Below are 17,498 nucleotides of genomic sequence, written 5' to 3'. Positions count from 1 at the left end.
TCGGTGGCCACAGCGGAGGGGACACGCCCGGTGCCCATCCCGAACCCGGAAGCTAAGCCCTCCAGCGCCTAAGGTACTGCACCCCCACGGGTGTGGGAGACTCGGACACCGCCGACCCAACCCCCCACCACTGTGCCCACCCCCCGACGCGGGGGTGGGCACAGACATGTGTGCCCACCCCCGCGCCATGCGCCCACCACAACCGGGGCTCTCACCGGTACCTCCGCGGTGCGGATTACCCTCGGGTCGTGAGTGAAGACATCACTTCGAACTCTTCGAAGACAGCCACGACATCCTCCTCCACGGGGGAGCGGAGCTCCACACCTCTCAAACCGCGCAGTTACGAGGTCACGGACGGGCTCGAGCGCGCCGCCGCACGCGGTATGTTGCGTGCCGTCGGTATGCAGGACGAGGACTTCGCGAAGCCGCAGATCGGCGTCGCCTCTTCCTGGAACGAGATCACTCCCTGCAACCTTTCGCTGCAGCGGCTCGCGGGCAGCGCGAAGGAGGGAGTGCACGCCGCGAGCGGTTATCCCCTGGAATTCGGCACCATCTCCGTCTCCGACGGCATTTCCATGGGCCACGAGGGAATGCACTACTCGCTCGTGTCCCGGGAGATGATCGCGGATTCGGTGGAGACCGTGATGCAGGCCGAAAGGCTCGACGGTTCCCTGCTGCTGGCGGGCTGCGACAAGAGCCTGCCGGGCATGTTGATGGCGGCTGCCCGCCTGGATCTCGCTTCGGTGTTCATCTACGCGGGATCGATCCTCCCCGGGAAGGTGGACGGCAAGGAAGTCACCATCGTCGATGCCTTCGAGGCGGTGGGCGCCTGCTCACGGGGTCTGATCTCGCGTTCGGAGGTGGACCGCATCGAACGTGCGATCTGTCCTGGTGAGGGCGCGTGTGGTGGTATGTACACCGCGAACACGATGGCTTGCGCGGCCGAGGCGCTGGGCATGTCCCTGCCCGGCTCGGCCAGCCCGCCCTCGGTGGACCGGCGACGTGACTCCGGAGCTCGTACGGCCGGCCAGGCAGTCGTCGGAATGATCGAGCAGGGCATCACAGCACGGGACGTGATGACGAAGGAGGCCTTCGAGAACGCCATCGCGGTTGTGATGGCCTTCGGAGGATCGACCAACGCCGTGCTGCATCTGCTGGCCATCGCTTACGAAGCGGGCGTGGACCTGACTCTCGAGGACTTCAACCGAGTCGGTGACCGCACTCCGCACCTGGCCGATGTGAAGCCGTTCGGCCAGTACGTGATGACGGAGGTGGACCGCATCGGCGGGGTCCCGGTCGTGATGAAGGCCCTGCTGGACGCGGGGCTCATCCACGGGGACTGCCTCACGGTCACGGGACGCACCGTTGCCGAGAACCTGGCCGAACTGGAACCGCCGGAACTGGACGGTTCGGTGCTGCACCAGCTGTCCGAGCCGATTCACCCGACCGGGGGCGTCACCGTGCTGCGAGGTTCGCTGGCCCCCGAGGGCGCCGTTGTGAAGAGCGCCGGGTTCGACGCGGAGTCCTTCGAAGGGACCGCCAGGGTGTTCGACGGCGAGCAGGCGGCCATGGACGCGGTGGAGCAGAACTCGCTGCAGGCGGGCGACGTCGTCGTCATCCGGTACGAGGGGCCACGTGGTGGTCCCGGGATGCGCGAGATGCTGGCAGTGACGGGAGCCATCAAGGGCGCGGGCCTGGGCAAGGACGTGCTGCTGCTCACCGACGGTCGTTTCTCCGGCGGGACCACGGGGCTGTGCATCGGGCACGTCGCTCCGGAAGCCACCGATGGGGGACCGATCGGCCTGGTGGAGGACGGTGACCCGATTCGGCTCGACCTGCAGGCCAAAACACTGGATCTGCTGGTCTCGGACGAGGAGATGCAACGGCGGCGTGCCGAGTGGCGTGCGCCGGAGCTCCGGTACCGACACGGGGTGCTCGGCAAGTACGCGAAGCTGGTCGGTTCGGCCGCGCAGGGTGCTGTCTGCTGAGGACCGGACCTGTTTCCGGGGAGCTGCCCGCCCTCCGGGGTGGGCAGCTCGGCCGGATCACTCGGGTGAGGGGCCGGTACCGTCCTGGTGCGCGGGGTTTCCGAGGAGCTCGGTGACGAAGGTGCGCACCAGGTGGTCCCATCGGCGATGGTGCCGCAGCATCGCGTGGCCGCAACCGCTCAGGGAGCGAAAGCGCACGTCGTGCCCGGCGCGGTCGGCTTCGTCCGCGTAGTCCTTCGAAGCCGCTGCCGAAGTGGTGCGGTCCCGGTCCCCGTGCGCGAGCAGCACCGCGGTGTTCTCGAGGTGCTGCCGGGGATCGGAATCCGCTACCCACGGAGCCAGCGCGCAGACCCCGCTGATTCCCGGTTCGGCCCCGAGCAGCAGGGCGGCTCGTCCGCCCATGGAGTGCCCGATCAGCACCACGTTCGCCTCCGGGTGCAGCGTTCGGATCTCCGCCAGCGCCCAGTGCGCGTCCACGAGCGGGTCGCGCGTGGGTTCGTTCCAACCCCGGACCCGGTTGCGCAGCAGCCACACGCCCACACCGGGGGCCGCGCGCACTGCTCGGCGAATCCGCAGTGCCAGCCACCACATCCTCAGATAAGCCAGCCGCCACGGCTTCATCGGTTCGACGCTGCTGGAGCGGCCTCCGTGCAGGAACAGGACCACGGTGGGACCGCTCGCTCGGGTGAGGCACCGGAGGAGAGCGGAAGTTCCCCCGGTGTCCGTGTTCGCCGGTTTCGCTCGGTGAGCGCGCATCACGGTGTCCGGTGGTCGGTGTTCATTCCTCGGTTCGTTTCGTGTCCGTTCCGGAGCGGTCGGGATCCGACTCCGCGTGCTTCACACGGGTCCGGGCACGTTCGACGAGACGTGTTCGCAGCGGGGCGAGTTGTGCGGACAGTGCTTGAGCGCTGATGAGCACGAGTGTGAAGGTGCCCCCGAGCAGCCATCCCGCCACCACGTCGGAGGGCGAGTGGACTCCCAGAACCAGACGGGAGAACCCGGTGATCAGCACTAGCAGCACCGCACCGATCACCGCGCTCACCCACGCCCACTGCCTGAGCAGCAGCCTGCTCAGCAGGAAGGCGAGCATGAGGTAGACGGCCGCGGAGTGCGCGGAGTGCCCGGAGGGGAAGGCGAAGCTGTCCTCGGTGGCGGCGTTGGGCGCGGGGACCGGCCGCGGGCGGGCTATGGTGAGCTTGATCAGGAATACGGTCAGCCCGGTGCCCACCGAAGTGGTGAGCAGCAGTGCGGGCGGGGTCCAGCTACGGGCTTTGACACCGAGCCACACCGCCGCCGTGAGCACCACGAGGGCCACGATGATCCCGTCGCCCAGGTACGTGATGACGTTGAACGCGGTGATCACGGCCGGACCGCGCAGGGGTTCGATCGTTTCCAGCAGCCTGCGGTCGAGGGCCGGAACCGCGCTGTGCTCGTAGACCTGCTCCGTGATGACGGCGAACAGCCGGATCCCCAGCGCGGCGATCACCAGCCCGAGGACGGGAACCACCCACGGATACCAGAACGCCAGCTCACGCCAGCTCGCGTGCCGGGGATCGGCGTGCTCGCCGTTCCCGTTCCTATCCGTCGCTCGGTGATCCTCGCCGGATGGGGCCATCGTCATGGATATTACTCCGAAGCACTCCGCGCGGCCGTTCAGTGGATTCCGAGTGTACTGGCGCACATGAGCGGGTGATCCGGCGATCACCGGTTGGATCCCTCGCCGTTCGGCGGCCGAAGCGCTCGAAGTCCTGGCGGGGACGTGATCAGAACCGTTTTGGTTGGGTTCCGGTTGGATCCGTCGCGCACGTGAAAAAGCCCCAGGCCTGTGACCTGGGGCTTTGGTGCGCCAATAGGGACTCGAACCCCAAACCCACTGATTAAGAGTCAGTTGCTCTACCGCTTGAGCTATTGGCGCGTTGCTTTTTCGCTTTTTCCTTGCCGCCTGGCTTGTTTTCCCCCTCGCCTTGGCGACAAATAAAACAATAGCACGGGCTGAGACCCCCCGTTTCAGGGGGGTGGGCGTCTTGGTGCCCCCGGCTGGATACATGCGTACTGCGCTGCGGTTTCCGGCTCTCCGCGAGTCGGATCCCCGTCGACCACGAGTGTGCCACGCCCGCGTGAGCGCTGACCACCTTCCGCGAGGAGCCCGTCCGGGGCACGCCCCGTGCGACCTCCGGATCCGCGTGACTCCGGCTTCCGCGGAGCGCTCGGGGTCTCCGCGTGGTGGTGGTGAGATTACGGAAAGACTACGGAGCGGTCGTCAGGACAACCCGCGCTGAAGTGGCGGCGTCAACCGGATAACAGTTGCGCGGTTTTCACGCTTTGTGCGCCTTTGGGCGGGTAACGTCATGAGCGTCATCCTGTTGGGGAGTTGTGATCGCCGTGCGGCTGGAAGGACTGACGGCCCGATTGAACGGAATGTCACTGATGAAGTCTTTACGTCACTCCTTCGAGGAGAGTTCCACTTCCTTAGGCCGTGGATTTCGCTTCGCGGTGCTCGGCGTCGTCGCGCTGTTGACCGTGGGCTGCGGAGCCGCCGCGGATCAGCAGGAAGCCGGACAGCACGATTCCGGGGGAACAGCGGAGAGCGGGCCGCCGTCCGTCGAGTTCAGCCCGGAAGGAGGGGCCACGGAAGTCTCTCCGGTGGGCGATATCGGGGTCGAAGCGCACAACGCGAAGCTGACTCGGGTGAACATGACCAACTCGGCCGGGGAAAAGGTCGCGGGCAGCATCGATGAGGACGGAAGCGGTTGGACCCTCGGCGAGCCCCTCGGATACGGAAAGACCTACGAGGTCTCGGTCACGGCGAAGGGATCCGACGGTCGAACGGTGACCGAGCAGTCCGAGTTCACCACCGTGAATCCCGAGAGTCTCACCTACGTGTCGATGAACCCTCTGGACGGGGAGACCGTCGGGGTCGGGCAGCCGCTGGCCTTCTACTTCAGCGAGGACGCCCCCGCCCCGGACAAGCAGCGTGCGGAGCAGGCCATCAACATCAGCACCGACCCCCACGTGGAGGGTGCCTTCTACTGGTTCGACGATCGCGAGGTGCACTGGCGCCCCGAGAACTACTGGAAGTCGGGCACCGAGATCACGATCAACGCGAACGTGTACGGCAAGGACCTGGGCAACGGGGTTTACGGCGAGGAGGACCGCACTGCCACGGTGCGGATCGGCAAGCGGGTGGTCCTCAGCGCGGACGGGGAGAGCCACCGCATGAAGGTCGAGGTCGACGGGGAGGTGAAGCGGACCATCCCGGTTTCACTCGGCAAGCCCTCGTTCCCCTCGCACAACGGCACGCACGTCGTGATGCGCAAGCACGAGAGCTACGTCATGGACTCGAGCACCTTCGGGCTCGGCATGGACGAGGGCGGTTACCGCACGGAGACAAAGTGGGCGGTGCGCATCTCCAACGGTGGCGAGTTCCTGCACGCGGCCCCCTGGTCGGTGGCCGACCAGGGCGAACGCAACGTCAGCCACGGGTGCATCAACATGAGCCTCTCCGAGGCCGAGTGGGTCTACGACCTGGTGAAGAAGGGCGACGTGGTGAACATAACCAACTCCGGTGGCAAGCAGCTGCCCTCCTGGGACGGGTTCGGTGACTGGCAGATTCCGTGGAGCGAGTGGGTCGAGGGGAACAAATGATCACCGACGCGGTCGATTTCCCGGAAAACACCACGGGAGCGCGGCCGGGGTTGATAGGAAGTCACGTGTGGGCAGCGTCAGTGCGGAAGTCAGTCGTTACGGTTGGATCAGCCGTAGCCCGATAAGGGACGCCGCGTGTCTGACCTTGGTGCACGAGGCCGACACCACGCTCGTGGCCCGTTCCTTCGGTGCCGATCCGGAGCAGGGCAGGAACTGGAGCTTCGAGGAGTTCTGCGAAGAGGCCTTCGCCTGTGCGGAGCGGCAGTCCCTGATCGGCCTGCGCACAGTCGGGGAGTGGACACTGGTCGCCGAGGAGAGCCGTTTCGAGGGTGTTCGCCACGATGTGCTGGAAAGCGCCAGCGCGGGCACCGAGGCGGTCGCGATCCACTGGGACCTCGACCGCGCCACCACGTTCAGCCACGCCGTGCACGGTGCGGTGCGCACCTCCTTCGAAGCGGTCCTTCCCGAGTACCGGACCGGCACACGGCCCGACGACCTGGAGGTGGTGCGGGCGGGGCTACCCTGGCACGAATCCGAGGAGGTCCCGCTCGTGCTCGCCCTGGCGGCTCGAGTCACGGGGTGCGAGCTGATGCCGCACTGGTTCGCCGGGCAGTTCCTCACCTGTCCGGTGAAGTCGTGTGAGGGACTGACCACAACCGGGTACCCGGGGGCCACCGGGGACTCCGGACGTGCCCGACCCGTGGGGAATCCGAGAGGATGGAGAGCATGATGCGGTTTCTGCGTCGCCTGTTCGGCCGGGCTCGTGCTTCCGGGGGCGAGCGCGAGCGGGAGGAGGTCTCCCCGACCGAAGCGGCTCGGCGCGCCGAGGAATTCTGGCGGCGCTGGGAGGAACTGCTGCCCGAGGTGGGAGCGGCCCTCGGTGACGGGGAGCCGCAACGGATGGACCACCGATTGGCCGAGGCGGTCGCGCTGCTGCACCCGAGCCTGAACTTCTCCATCGAGCGTGGGCGCGACGCCGTCTACGCGCTGGTCATCACTTCCCAGGCCGATCCGGAGCTGCGCCCCTACACCGACGCGTGGAAGGCGGCCGCGCCCGAGCCGGACTCGCTCTGGGAGTACCACGACGCGGTTCCCCCGGTGCCCGACCCCACGGAAGTGACGGTCAACCTGCACGGCAAGCGCTATCCGCTCGACGAGGTGCGAGTGGCCGCCCAGTTCGACGAGAACAGGAGTCTGGTCGACGTCGCGGTGTATCACCCCGGGTTCGCCGAGTTGGACCACGCCGAGCGGGAGGCGCTGACCTTCCTCCCGCTGCACGCCACTCTCGGGGAGAAACTGGCCGCGGATCGGATCGGCCGGGTGGAAACGGCCGAGTCGTTGCCGGAGAACGCGGTCGACCTGCTGAGCTTCCGGGAACACGTTCGTGCCATCGCCGAGCAGGACGGATCCTCCGGCGCGGGGGAGAGCTGAACCGGGATGACGGGGGAGTTCGCCCGCTGACGCGCCGGTGCGGTGGTCGAGGACCCGGCCACGCGGCCGGGAAGGAGTTCGAAGGGGACCGCGCGCCGTTGTCGGCGGTGCTGGTTAGTCTCGGGACGTGACCAGCAGCGAACGCACGCACGAGCACGATTCCGCGGATGCGGTCTCCCGGGGGGATCCGGAGCGGACGGATTCGGCCGCCGACGGTTTCTCCGCGGCTCCTCCCGAAGGCACGCAGGCCGAGGGGCTGGAGGACGTCCCCCGGCGAACGCGGGAACGCCACGGTGAGCTGGTGGAGTCGGTGCGGTTCCACCAGTTCCGCTACTACGTGCTCGACTCACCAGTGATCACCGACGGTGAGTTCGACGAGCTGTTCGCCGAGCTGCAGCGGATCGAGTCCGAGCATCCTGCGCTGAGCGCCCCCGACTCGCCGACGCAGCAGGTCGGGGGGACCTTCTCGACGGAGTTCACTGCGGTCGACCACCTGGAGCGCATGCTCAGCCTCGACAACGCGTTCACCGTCGAGGAACTCGCGGCTTGGGTGCACCGCGTGGAGCGCGAGACCGAGACCACGCCGAGCTTCCTGTGCGAACCCAAGATCGACGGGCTCGCGATAAACCTGCTCTACCGGAACGGGCAGCTGGAGCGGGCCCTGACCCGCGGGGACGGCCGCACGGGTGAGGACGTCACCCTCAACGTCCGGACGATGAAGGACGTGCCGGACAGGCTGGCCGACAGCTCGGATCACCCCGTGCCCGAGCTGGTCGAGATCCGCGGAGAGGTCTACTTCCGCCTGGACGAGTTCGCCGAGCTCAACGCTTCCCTGGTCGAGGCGGGCAAACCGGCTTTCGCGAATCCGCGCAACGGGGCGGCGGGCTCGTTGCGGCAGAAGGACCCGCGGATCAGCAAGACCCGGCCGCTGCGGTTGATCTGCCACGGGGTGGGCAGGAGGGACGGTTTCGAACCGGCCACCCAGTCGGCCTCGTACGCGGCGCTGCGCGCCTGGGGGCTTCCGGTCTCCGAGCACACGGTCGTGCTGTCCTCGCTCGACGAGCTGGTCGAGCACGTTCGCTACTGGGGCGATCACCGGCACGACGCCGAGCACGAGATCGACGGGATCGTGGTCAAGGTGGACTCGGTCGCCTTGCAGCGCAGGCTCGGTACGACCTCCCGCGCTCCCCGGTGGTCCATCGCCTACAAGTACCCACCGGAGCAGGCGACCACGGACCTGACCGACATCCGGGTCAACGTGGGACGCACGGGTCGGGTCACTCCCTACGCGGTGATGACCCCGGTGAAGGTGGCCGGCTCGACGGTGGCGATGGCGACGCTGCACAACGAGGACGAAGTGCGGCGCAAGGGCGTGCTCATCGGTGACCGGGTGGTGATCCGCAAGGCGGGCGACGTCATCCCCGAGGTGCTCGGTCCCGTGGTGGACGCCAGGGACGGGACGGAACGCCGGTTCGTGATGCCCGACACCTGCCCGGAGTGCGGCTGGATGCTGTACCGGCAGAAGGAGACCGACGTCGACATCCGTTGCCCGAACGCGCGTTCCTGTCCGGCGCAGCTGCGGGAGCGGCTGTTCCACCTCGCGGGCAGGGGAGCCTTCGACATCGAGGTGCTGGGGTACGAATCGGCTTCGGCGTTGTTGGACGCCGGGGTCATCTCCGACGAGGGGGATGTGTTCCACCTGGACGAGGAGAAACTGCTCCGCACCGAGCAGTTCCGCTCCAAGGACGGATCGCTGACCGTCAACGGGCGCAAACTGTTGAACAACCTGGAGTCGGCCAAGCAGCAGCCGCTGTGGCGGGTGCTGGTCGCGCTTTCGATTCGCTTCGTCGGACCTACGGCGGCCCAGGCGTTGGCGCGTGAGTTCGGATCCGTCGACGCCGTCGAGGCGGCTGCTGAGGAGGACCTCGCGGCCGTGGACGGGGTCGGGCCCACGATCGCGGGGGCCGTGCGTGAGTGGTTCGCCGTGGAGTGGCACCGCGAGGTGGTCCACAAGTGGCGCATCGCGGGCGTGCGCATGGCCGACGACCGCGATGCCGCGGTGCCGCGCAACCTGGAGGGGCTGTCGATCGTGGTCACTGGATCCTTGCCCACCTACTCGCGGGACGAGGCCAAGGAGTGGATCATGAACAGGGGCGGTCGGGCCGCGGGCTCGGTGTCGCGGAAGACCGCGTTCGTCGTGGTTGGTGACTCACCGGGGTCCAAGTACGAGAAGGCGGTCCAGCTCGGGGTGCCGGTGTTGAACGAGGAAGGGTTCCGGGTGCTGCTGGAGCAGGGCCCGGAGGCCGCGGCCGAGGTCGCTCTCGCCCCCGAGTGACCGGTTCGGAGTGACCGGTCCCCCCGTCCGGCCGGATGCCTTACCGGGCCGGGGGCGCTGGGACTGCCGGAGCCGTGCCGCGGAGCTCAGTCCTCCAGCACGACCGCGACGATGCCCGCCAGGTGCGCGAGGCGGGCGATTTCCGAGGTGCGGAACATCGGCCCACCGGGGCGGCCCGCCAGCAGCACGCGGTCCGACTTCCCGATGGGGGAGGCGGCCAGTTCGGTGCCCAACTCCCGCCACGTTTCCGGCACCCACGAGTCGTCCGCGTCGAGGATCGTCGCCCTGTCGAGGGGGAGCCACGGCAGGCGGAGGTGGTCGAGCTCGGGGGCTGAGGTGCTGGCGGCGAGGTGTTCGACCGCGCCGGCGCGGTGTCCGAAGATCATGGCCCAGCCCGAGCGGATGATCCGGGGAACCCCCTCGGCGAACAGTTCCAGCCCCCTGCTCGGTTCCGCCGCGATCTCCTCGACCAGTTCCAGCTCACGGTGCGTGTCCAGCACGCCCGCGTAGGGGCGTACCGCGTCCACCCGGACTCCGTCCACCGACTCGGCCGCGGTGATCAGCACGTCCGGGAGTCTGCCCGAGGGAAGTTCGACCACCAGGTCGTCCACCGCGGCCTCGCTGCTTCTCTCGACCACGTCCACGCCGAGAATGTCGGCTCCGAGCTCGCCCAGCGCGCTCGCCACCGCCCCGAGAACGCCGGGGCGGTCCGGGACCTGGACCCGGATGAGGAAGGACACCGGTTTTCACGCCTCCAGCATCGTGCGCGGCACCTCGCCGTCCGCGCCTGACCGGCTCACGTGCGGTTCGCGACCGCCGTGCGTGGAGCAGACCGGACAAATTGTGGCAGATGTGCGAGGGGGCGGGACGGGTGCGGCCGAACGGGTTCCGGCCCGTCCGCTCGCGCGGTCTCCGGGCCGGGTGCGACTCGTGGTGCCGCCCCGCGGCCCGCCTGCCTGCGGTACCGCCGCGCGGGCCGGTCGGTGCGCTCTCATAGACTCGAAGGCACCTCGATACTTCGAACACGTGTGGTAGCCGCAAACGACCGGATACCCGAACGAACCGGACATGATAAGGGGCCCGCGCATTGTCCACGATCTCCCGTGACGAGGTGGCGCACCTCGCCGGACTTGCCCGGCTGGCCGTTTCCGAGGAGGAACTCGAGAAGTTCTCCGGCCAGCTCGATGTGATCCTCGACGCGGTGGCCAGAGTGGGTGAGGTCGCCGCCGATGAGATACCGCCCACGTCGCACGCGGTTCCGGTGACCAACGTCTTCCGGACCGATGAGGTACGGCAGGGGCTGTCCCGCGAGCAGGCGCTGCGGAGCGCGCCCGCCACGGAGGAGAACAGGTTCCGCGTACCACGGATTTTGAACGAGGAGGCGTGATGACCTCGACTACGTCCGGTCCAGCGGGGTCGGGTTCGACCGAACTCACCGGTCTGACGGCCTCCGAACTGGCAGCCAAGATCAGCGCGGGTGAGGTCTCTGCCGAGGAGGTCACCCGTGCGCACCTCGACCGCATCGAGGCGGTCGAGCCCGATGTGCACGCCTTCCTGCACGTGAACGGGCAGGAGGCGCTCGAAGCGGCGCGGCGGGCCGACGAGGACCGAGCGAACGGCAGGGCGGCCTCGCCGCTGGCCGGGGTCCCCCTCGCGCTGAAGGACGTGTTCACCACGACCGACATGCCGACCACCTGCGGGTCGCGGATGTTGGAGAACTGGACGCCGCCGTACGACTCGACGGTGGCGAGCCGTCTCCGCGAGGCGGGAGTGGTGATCCTCGGCAAGACCAACATGGACGAGTTCGCCATGGGGTCCTCGACCGAGAACTCGGCCTTCGGCCCCACGCACAACCCCTGGAACCTGGAGCGAGTTCCCGGAGGGTCCGGAGGTGGTTCCTCGGCGGCCCTGGCGGCTTTCGAGGCCCCCCTCGCGATCGGGACCGACACGGGCGGTTCCATCAGGCAGCCCGCCGCCGTCACCGGCACCGTCGGGGTCAAGCCGACTTACGGCGGGGTCTCCCGGTACGGTCTGGTCGCCTTCTCCTCCTCGCTGGACCAGGCTGGCCCGTGCGGACGCACCGTGCTGGACGCGGCGATGCTGCACGAGGTCATAGCCGGGCACGACCGGATGGACTCGACCTCGATCGACGCCCCGGTTCCCCAGGTCACCGCGGCCGCGCGGGAAGGGGCCGCCGGCGATCTCAGCGGAATGCGCGTGGGCGTGGTGCGCGAGTTCGCCGGGGAGGGGTACCAGCAGGGAGTGCTGGACTCCTTCAACGCGGCCGTGGACACGCTCACCTCGCTGGGGGCCGAGGTCGTCGAGGTCTCCTGCCCGCACTTCGAGTACGCCCTCGGCGCCTACTACCTGATCGCGCCGAGCGAGTGCTCCTCGAACCTGGCTCGTTTCGACGCCATGCGCTACGGGCTGCGCGTCGGTGACGACGGGGAGCACAACGCGGAGGAAGTCATGTCCCTGACGCGGGACCAGGGCTTCGGCGCCGAGGTCAAGCGGCGGATCATGCTCGGGACCTACGCGCTGTCCTCCGGGTACTACGACGCCTACTACGGTCAGGCCCAGAAGGTGCGCACCCTGATCAGCAGGGATTTCGCCTCCGCCTTCGAGCAGGTCGACGTGCTCGTCTCGCCGACCACCCCGACCACGGCCTTCCGGATCGGCGAACGTGCCGATGATCCGATGGCCATGTACCTGGCCGATCTGTGCACGATCCCCAGCAACCTCGCCGGGAACGCGTCCATGAGCGTGCCCTCCGGGGTCTCGGCGGAGGACGGTTTGCCGGTGGGGCTGCAGATCATGGCTCCCGCCATGGCCGACGACCGGCTGTACCGGGTGGGTGCCGCCTACGAGACCGCGCGGGACGCCGCTTCCGGCAGTCCGCTGGTCGACCGCATTCCGCAGTTGGAGGTGGCCCGATGAATCCGAAGGTACGGGCAATGATCGCCGTCGGAGCGGAATTGTCTAGGGGAATCGGCCTTCGTGGCAAGATTCGCCAGGCACGCAGGGACAACGATCGACTGGTGATGGCCGACGCGATCGTCACCGTCCTCGGGTTGATCACCGGGGTGGCGCTGGCGGTCCGCGAGGTACGTAAGGCGGGACAGGAATGACAGCGGTCGCCGAGATCATGGACTACGACGAGGTCCTGCGGAATTTCGACCCGGTGCTGGGTCTGGAAGTGCACGTCGAGTTGTCCACGGCAACCAAGATGTTCTGCGGTTGCGCCAACGAGTTCGGTGCTGAGCCGAACACGAGGGTGTGCCCGGTGTGCCTGGGGATGCCCGGTGCGCTGCCCGTGGTCAACGGTACGGCGGTGGAGTCGGCCGTCCGGATCGGCCTGGCGCTGAACTGCCAGGTGGCCGAGTGGTGCAGGTTCGCGAGGAAGAACTACTTCTACCCGGACATGCCGAAGAACTTCCAGACCTCGCAGTACGACGAGCCGATCGTCTTCGACGGTCACCTCGACGTCGTGCTCGACGACGGGGAGACCTTCCGCGTGGGCATCGAGCGCGCGCACATGGAGGAGGACACCGGCAAGTCCTCGCACGTGGGGGGCTCCACCGGCCGCATCCACGGCGCCGAGCACTCGCTGCTCGACTACAACAGGGCGGGCGTGCCGCTGATCGAGATTGTCACCAAGCCGATCACCGATGCCGGGGATCGCGCGCCCGAGGTCGCCCGGGCCTACGTCACGGCTCTGCGGGACCTGCTGCGGTCCATGGGGGTGTCCGATGTCCGGATGGACCAGGGGTCGTTGCGTTGTGACGCGAACGTCTCGTTGACCCCCAAGGGCGAGACCCGGTTCGGAACCAGGACCGAGACGAAGAACGTCAACTCCTTCCGCAGCATCGAGCGCGCGGTGCGTTTCGAGATGCGCAGGCACGCGACGCTGCTGAACGAGGGCGCCGAGATCGTCCAGGAGACGCGGCACTTCGACGAGTCCTCCGGGGAGACCTCCTCGGGCAGGCGCAAGGAGGAGGCCGAGGACTACCGGTACTTCCCCGAGCCGGATCTCGTGCCCATCGCGCCTTCACGCGAGTGGGTGGAACAGCTGCGCGCCACCCTTCCCGAGATGCCCTGGGAGCGGCGCAGGCGCGCCCAGGAGCAGTGGGAGCTGTCCGACGAGGAGCTGCGTGATCTGGTCAACGCGGGGGCGCTGGATCTCATCGCCGCCACTGTGGACGCGGGGGCCTCGCCTTCCGAGGCGCGCTCCTGGTGGGTCGCCTACCTGACGCAGCGGGCCAACGAGCGCGGTACCGAGCTGGCCGCCCTGCCGATCACTCCGGAGCAGGTCGCGCGGGTCATCGAGCTCGTGAACGAGGGAAAGCTCACGCACAAGCTCGCCCGGCAGGTCGTGGACGGCGTGCTGGACGACCGCGGGGGACCGGACGAGGTCATCGCGGCGGACCAGCTGGAGGTGGTCTCCGACGACTCCTCCCTGCAGGCCGCCGTGGACGAGGCGCTGGCGGCTCAGCCCGACGCGGCCGAGAAGATCCGGGGCGGCAAGGTTCAGGCCGCCGGGGCGATCGTCGGCGCCGTCATGAAGGCCACTCAGGGGCAGGCCGACGCGAAACGAGTCCGCGAGCTGGTGCTGGCCGCGTGCGGCCAGCAGTGAGGTGGCCGGGTCGGGGCACCTGGACGTCCCGACCTCCGGCCTGATCCCCTCGCGGGACGCGGGAGCGGGTGCGTCCGCCGACGGTGACGGCGGCGGACGCACCTCACCGCCGAGGCGGGCTCACTCCTTGCCCGCTGTCCCACCGGAGGGAGGTTCGATGCGGATCACCCTGTCGTCGCTGGAGACCGGCTCCCCGCCCGTCTTGTTCGAGGTGCCCAGCCACACCAGCCCGTTCGGGCCGCTCGCAGCCGCGGAGAAGCGCCCGTAGGTGTCCTCCATGGCGGGTTGTGGTTCACCGGTGAACGTGCCTTGCGGCCCCGGCCGCATGGTGTAGACGGCGGCTTCCTCGGTCAGCGCTACGATCAGCGTGCCCCCGGCGGCCGCGCAGCCGGAGACCCCCGGGTGGCCGTTCCAGCTCCACGCCGGGCCTTGCTCCTGCTGTCCGGGGACGACGCGGTGGAGCACCTCCCGCTGCGCCTTCCGGTCGGTGACCCAGAAGCCCTCGTCCCGGTTCGACGCGCACACTCCGCCGGGAGAGCTCAGGCCCGTCGAGATCACCGGCGACGTCGGATCGGGGTTGTCCGCTGCGGGATCTCCGAACGGGTCGATCCGCAGCACTTTGCCCGCCAGGACCGAACGGTCGGCCGCCTGCTCCGCGGACCCGGCGTTTCCGGTGGCCACGATCAGGGAGTTCGAGCCGTCCGCGGTGATGGCTCCGGCGTTCCCGCTGGGTCCGCGCGGAATCCCGGTGAGGATGGGATCGGGGGAGTCGCCGGGCGCGATACGGACCACCCGGTTGTCCGTGGGGGTGGTGACGTAGGCGTAGGCCAGCCCGTCCTCCGCGTAGCTCGGGGACAGCGCGAGTCCGGTCAGCCCGCCGCCGCCCGTGGGATCGACCTGGATCCGGGCTATTTCCTCGGGTTGTCCGCCGTCGCTGACCCGCAGGACGCGGCCGGTGTCGCGCTCGCCCACGAGCGCGGCGTTCCCCCCGGGCAGCGCCGCGACGGCTCCGACCGGATCGAGACAGGTGGCGATCACGGCCGGATCGGGGTCCGAACACCCCTCCGGTTGGTCGGGCCGCGGGGACGCGGGGGGGTTGCCGGAGGGAGGAGGTTGCTCCTGCCCCTCGATCCGGGGTTCCGGACCCGCCTGCGGGCGCAGCGAGGGTTGTTCGCGCCACTCCTGGGTGTGTTGTTCCGGGAAGTCGGCACATCCGCTGACCAGGGCGACTGCGGCCAGCACCGCACCGATGGCCGTGCTCCTGCGCGGAACTCGGCCGAGGGAACGTCGATTGACCGGAGGGACCACCACAGTCGCCGACTGTATCCTCTCCGGGGTGAACGCGGGGTGAGAGTCGTGGAGACGAGGCGCGGTGGAGCCGATCCCCCGTGCGACGTGACCGGCACCCCCGGAAAAACAATTCGGTTTCTCCAAAACGGTCGCACAGTCGGTTGTCGATGTCCTAGCCTTTCGCCCGTGCGAATCCACGATGATCGGCCCGACGCCGCGGGCGGCTATCCCGATGACCGCTCTCACCGTGATTTCCGCTCCGACGAGGGTGGCTGGACCACCTCACCGGAGGATTCCACCGTCGGAGTGGGGGAGCCCGGTACGAGACAGTACGCCGTCGCCGGGGAGCTGGACTACTACGATGACGAGGCCTACAGCGGGTCCGGCGAGGGTGCGTTGCGGCGTGACCTGGACTTCTACGACGAATTCTCGGACTCGGTCGAAGCGGCGCGCTGGAACCGGGGAGTGGACTTCGGGCTGCTGGTGCTGCGACTGGCCCTGGGGGCGGTGTTCGTCGCGCACGGTGCGCAGAAGCTCTTCGGCGCTTTCGGCGGTCCCGGGCTGGACGGCACGGCCGACATGCTCGCCGAGATGGGCTTCGGCCGGACCCAGGTTCTGGCTCCGCTGACCGGTGGTACCGAGTTCGCGGCGGGGATCCTGCTCGGGCTCGGGCTGTTCACCCCGCTGGCCGCGGCGGGACTGCTCGGTGTGATGGCCAACGCCGTGGTGCTCGGCGCGGATTCCGGTTTCTTCCTCGACGGAGGGGGAGTCGAGTACCCGGCCGTGCTCGGGGCCGCCGCCCTGGCCCTGCTGTTCACCGGCCCGGGCAGGGTGGCCGCGGACAAGGGGCGGGCGTGGTTCCGGCGTCCGGTGCTCAGCGCGAGCATCGGGCTGCTGATCGCCGTGATCGCTTCCGCCGCGGTGCTGTTGGGCTTGCGGTGAGCCTCGTGTTCCGCGGGTACCGCGGTACCCGCGGAACACGGCCGCCTCAGTTCCGGAGAGCGCGAACAGCACCGAAGGAGGCCGAGGTCGCCAGGCTCGCGTAGGCGCGCAGAGCGGTGCTCACCTCCCGGTTCCTGGTGCTCGGTCGCCAGGGGGCTCGGAGCTTTCCGTCTTGGCGCGCCGCTCGGCCAGCCCCTCCTCGTCGCCCCGGGAGTTGGCCGAAGCGGCGATCGTGGTTACCAGGTAGGTGGGGGCGTGGCCATACCGTCGACCACCACGGCCTTGCCCGCCTCCATCGGTCCGCCCCGAGACGAACACGGTCGGGATGTCGAGCCGCATGGCCGCGTTGAGCATCCCCGGGGTGATCTTGTCGCAGTTCGACAGGTACACCAGCGCGTCCGCGCGGTGGCCGTTGCCCGTGTACTCCACCGAGTCCGCGATCAGCTCCCGCGAGGGGAGCGAGTACAGCATCCCCTGGTGCCCCGTCGCGATGCCGTCGTCGATCGCCGCGGTGTGGAACTCGCGGGGACTCCGCCCTCGGCGCGGACCGCGCCGGCGATCACCTCGCCCAGATCGCGCAGGTGGACGTGCCGTTCAGGAAACGTGTGGAAGTGTTCCTGAGCTGCGTATTGCTACACAGCGTTGACCGCACCAGTGGGTGCGGTCTTCCCGTGGCGGTACCCGGTGCCAGCGGGGCTGGTCTTATGTGGGTTTCCAGCGGGCTCGTTTTTCGTCGCCCCGCAACTCGGGGAGGACGTCAGGCCCGCGAGGTTGCGGGCCGCGTTCAGGTCGCGATCAGTGCGGTGGCCGCAGTGATCGCAGGTGAAAGTCCGCTCGGACAGGCGCAGTTTGGCTTTCACCGCACCACAGTCGTTGCAGGTCTTCGAGCTGGGATAGAACCGGTCGGCCACCACGAGCTGTCGGCCGGTCCAGCTGGTTGTGTAGTCGAGCTGGCGACGCAGCTCGCCCATGCCCACGTCGGAGACGGCGCGGGCCAACCGGCGGTTGCGCACCATCCCGGCCACGTGGAGGTCTTCGAGCACCACGGTGTCGAACTCGGCCACCAGCCGGGTGGAGAGCTTGTGCAGCCCATCAGTGCGGGCGTTGGCCACGGCGGTGTGCAGCTTGGCGATGCGGGCTTGGGTTGTGCGCCACCGGTTCGATGGTTTCTGCTTGGTGCGCTTGTCCGGGCCCTGCTGGCGGGCGGCTTGGCGCTGCAACCGGCGCAGCTCCC

At 68.7% G+C, this 17,498-nt stretch carries 14 protein-coding genes, 1 tRNA gene, 1 rRNA gene and 2 pseudogenes; 11 read left to right on the top strand and 7 right to left on the bottom strand.

Annotated features, from left to right (window positions below):
* A 5S ribosomal RNA gene (gene rrf / locus G9Q41_RS21355) occupies positions 1-117 on the top strand; the annotation flags it as partial.
* Between the two features lie 131 nt (positions 118-248).
* A complete protein-coding gene (gene ilvD, locus G9Q41_RS21350) occupies positions 249-1,988 on the top strand; it encodes a dihydroxy-acid dehydratase (RefSeq protein WP_347567629.1) in 1,740 nt (579 codons plus the stop codon).
* Positions 1,989-2,045: 57 nt separating this feature from the next.
* On the opposite strand, the gene G9Q41_RS21345 is transcribed toward ilvD, so the two are convergent.
* The 3 genes from G9Q41_RS21345 to G9Q41_RS21335 all read right to left on the bottom strand — a co-directional run bounded on the left by G9Q41_RS21345 (position 2,046) and on the right by G9Q41_RS21335 (position 3,903).
* Positions 2,046-2,654, bottom strand: a complete 609-nt coding sequence (locus G9Q41_RS21345) for an alpha/beta fold hydrolase (RefSeq protein ID WP_165634013.1) — start codon at positions 2,652-2,654, stop codon at positions 2,046-2,048.
* A 112-nt stretch (positions 2,655-2,766) separates the two neighbouring features.
* Positions 2,767-3,603 carry a phosphatase PAP2 family protein gene (locus tag G9Q41_RS21340; RefSeq protein WP_165634012.1) on the bottom strand — a complete coding sequence of 279 codons (837 nt, stop codon included), beginning with the start codon at positions 3,601-3,603 and terminating at the stop codon, positions 2,767-2,769.
* 224 nt (positions 3,604-3,827) lie between these two features.
* Positions 3,828-3,903: transfer RNA gene (locus tag G9Q41_RS21335), tRNA-Lys, on the bottom strand.
* 512 nt (positions 3,904-4,415) lie between these two features.
* Between G9Q41_RS21335 and G9Q41_RS21330 the strand changes: the two genes are divergently transcribed.
* From G9Q41_RS21330 to ligA, 4 genes and pseudogenes are all read left to right on the top strand, one after another.
* Positions 4,416-5,633: an Ig-like domain-containing protein gene (locus G9Q41_RS21330; protein WP_165634011.1), complete on the top strand. Its 1,218-nt coding sequence runs from the start codon at positions 4,416-4,418 to the stop codon at positions 5,631-5,633.
* A gap of 67 nt (positions 5,634-5,700) precedes the next feature.
* Positions 5,701-6,363, top strand: a complete 663-nt coding sequence (locus G9Q41_RS21325) for a DUF6461 domain-containing protein (protein WP_165634010.1) — start codon at positions 5,701-5,703, stop codon at positions 6,361-6,363.
* Positions 6,363-7,064 (top strand): hypothetical protein, encoded by a 702-nt coding sequence (locus G9Q41_RS21320; protein WP_207631705.1) that lies wholly within the window; start codon positions 6,363-6,365, stop codon positions 7,062-7,064. Before G9Q41_RS21325 ends, G9Q41_RS21320 begins: the two co-directional genes overlap by 1 nt.
* Before the next feature lie 247 nt (positions 7,065-7,311).
* A pseudogene (gene ligA, locus G9Q41_RS21315) lies at positions 7,312-9,399 on the top strand (NAD-dependent DNA ligase LigA); the annotation flags it as partial.
* Positions 9,400-9,485: 86 nt separating this feature from the next.
* Here the strand turns inward: ligA and G9Q41_RS21310 are convergent.
* A complete protein-coding gene (locus G9Q41_RS21310; protein WP_165634008.1) occupies positions 9,486-10,139 on the bottom strand; it encodes an ACT domain-containing protein in 654 nt (217 codons plus the stop codon).
* A 347-nt stretch (positions 10,140-10,486) separates the two neighbouring features.
* Here G9Q41_RS21310 and gatC point away from each other — a divergent pair, with 347 nt between their 5' ends.
* Genes gatC through gatB form a run of 4 tightly spaced genes read left to right on the top strand, consistent with a single transcriptional unit; the run spans position 10,487 to position 14,032 of the window.
* Positions 10,487-10,786, top strand: coding sequence for an Asp-tRNA(Asn)/Glu-tRNA(Gln) amidotransferase subunit GatC (gene gatC / locus G9Q41_RS21305; protein ID WP_092523122.1), 300 nt, complete (start codon positions 10,487-10,489; stop codon positions 10,784-10,786).
* Positions 10,786-12,336 (top strand): Asp-tRNA(Asn)/Glu-tRNA(Gln) amidotransferase subunit GatA, encoded by a 1,551-nt coding sequence (gene gatA, locus G9Q41_RS21300; RefSeq protein WP_165634007.1) that lies wholly within the window; start codon positions 10,786-10,788, stop codon positions 12,334-12,336. The genes gatC and gatA overlap by 1 nt, the downstream gene beginning before the upstream one ends.
* Positions 12,333-12,527 carry a hypothetical protein gene (locus tag G9Q41_RS21295; protein WP_033374571.1) on the top strand — a complete coding sequence of 65 codons (195 nt, stop codon included), beginning with the start codon at positions 12,333-12,335 and terminating at the stop codon, positions 12,525-12,527. The genes gatA and G9Q41_RS21295 overlap by 4 nt, the downstream gene beginning before the upstream one ends.
* Positions 12,524-14,032: an Asp-tRNA(Asn)/Glu-tRNA(Gln) amidotransferase subunit GatB gene (gene gatB / locus G9Q41_RS21290; protein WP_092523118.1), complete on the top strand. Its 1,509-nt coding sequence runs from the start codon at positions 12,524-12,526 to the stop codon at positions 14,030-14,032. The genes G9Q41_RS21295 and gatB overlap by 4 nt, the downstream gene beginning before the upstream one ends.
* 120 nt (positions 14,033-14,152) lie before the next feature.
* On the opposite strand, the gene G9Q41_RS21285 is transcribed toward gatB, so the two are convergent.
* On the bottom strand, positions 14,153-15,343 hold the full coding sequence (locus G9Q41_RS21285; protein WP_347567628.1) for a PQQ-dependent sugar dehydrogenase: 1,191 nt from the start codon (positions 15,341-15,343) through the stop codon (positions 14,153-14,155).
* Positions 15,344-15,508: 165 nt separating this feature from the next.
* On the opposite strand from G9Q41_RS21285, the gene G9Q41_RS21280 reads away from it, so the two are divergent.
* On the top strand, positions 15,509-16,264 hold the full coding sequence (locus G9Q41_RS21280; protein WP_165634006.1) for a DoxX family protein: 756 nt from the start codon (positions 15,509-15,511) through the stop codon (positions 16,262-16,264).
* Positions 16,265-16,536: 272 nt separating this feature from the next.
* Here the strand turns inward: G9Q41_RS21280 and G9Q41_RS21275 are convergent.
* Positions 16,537-16,854: pseudogene (locus tag G9Q41_RS21275) on the bottom strand (dihydroxy-acid dehydratase); the annotation flags it as partial.
* Between the two features lie 42 nt (positions 16,855-16,896).
* Positions 16,897-17,498 (bottom strand): RNA-guided endonuclease TnpB family protein (locus G9Q41_RS21270; RefSeq protein WP_165634005.1); only part of this gene is annotated, 602 nt, incomplete at its 5' end.

The organism is Actinopolyspora sp. BKK2 (assembly GCF_011291845.1).
Taxonomy (GTDB): Bacteria; Actinomycetota; Actinomycetes; order Mycobacteriales; family Pseudonocardiaceae; genus Actinopolyspora; species Actinopolyspora saharensis.
Note: the sequence above shows the minus strand (reverse complement) of the source record. Positions and strands in the feature narration are given on the sequence as shown.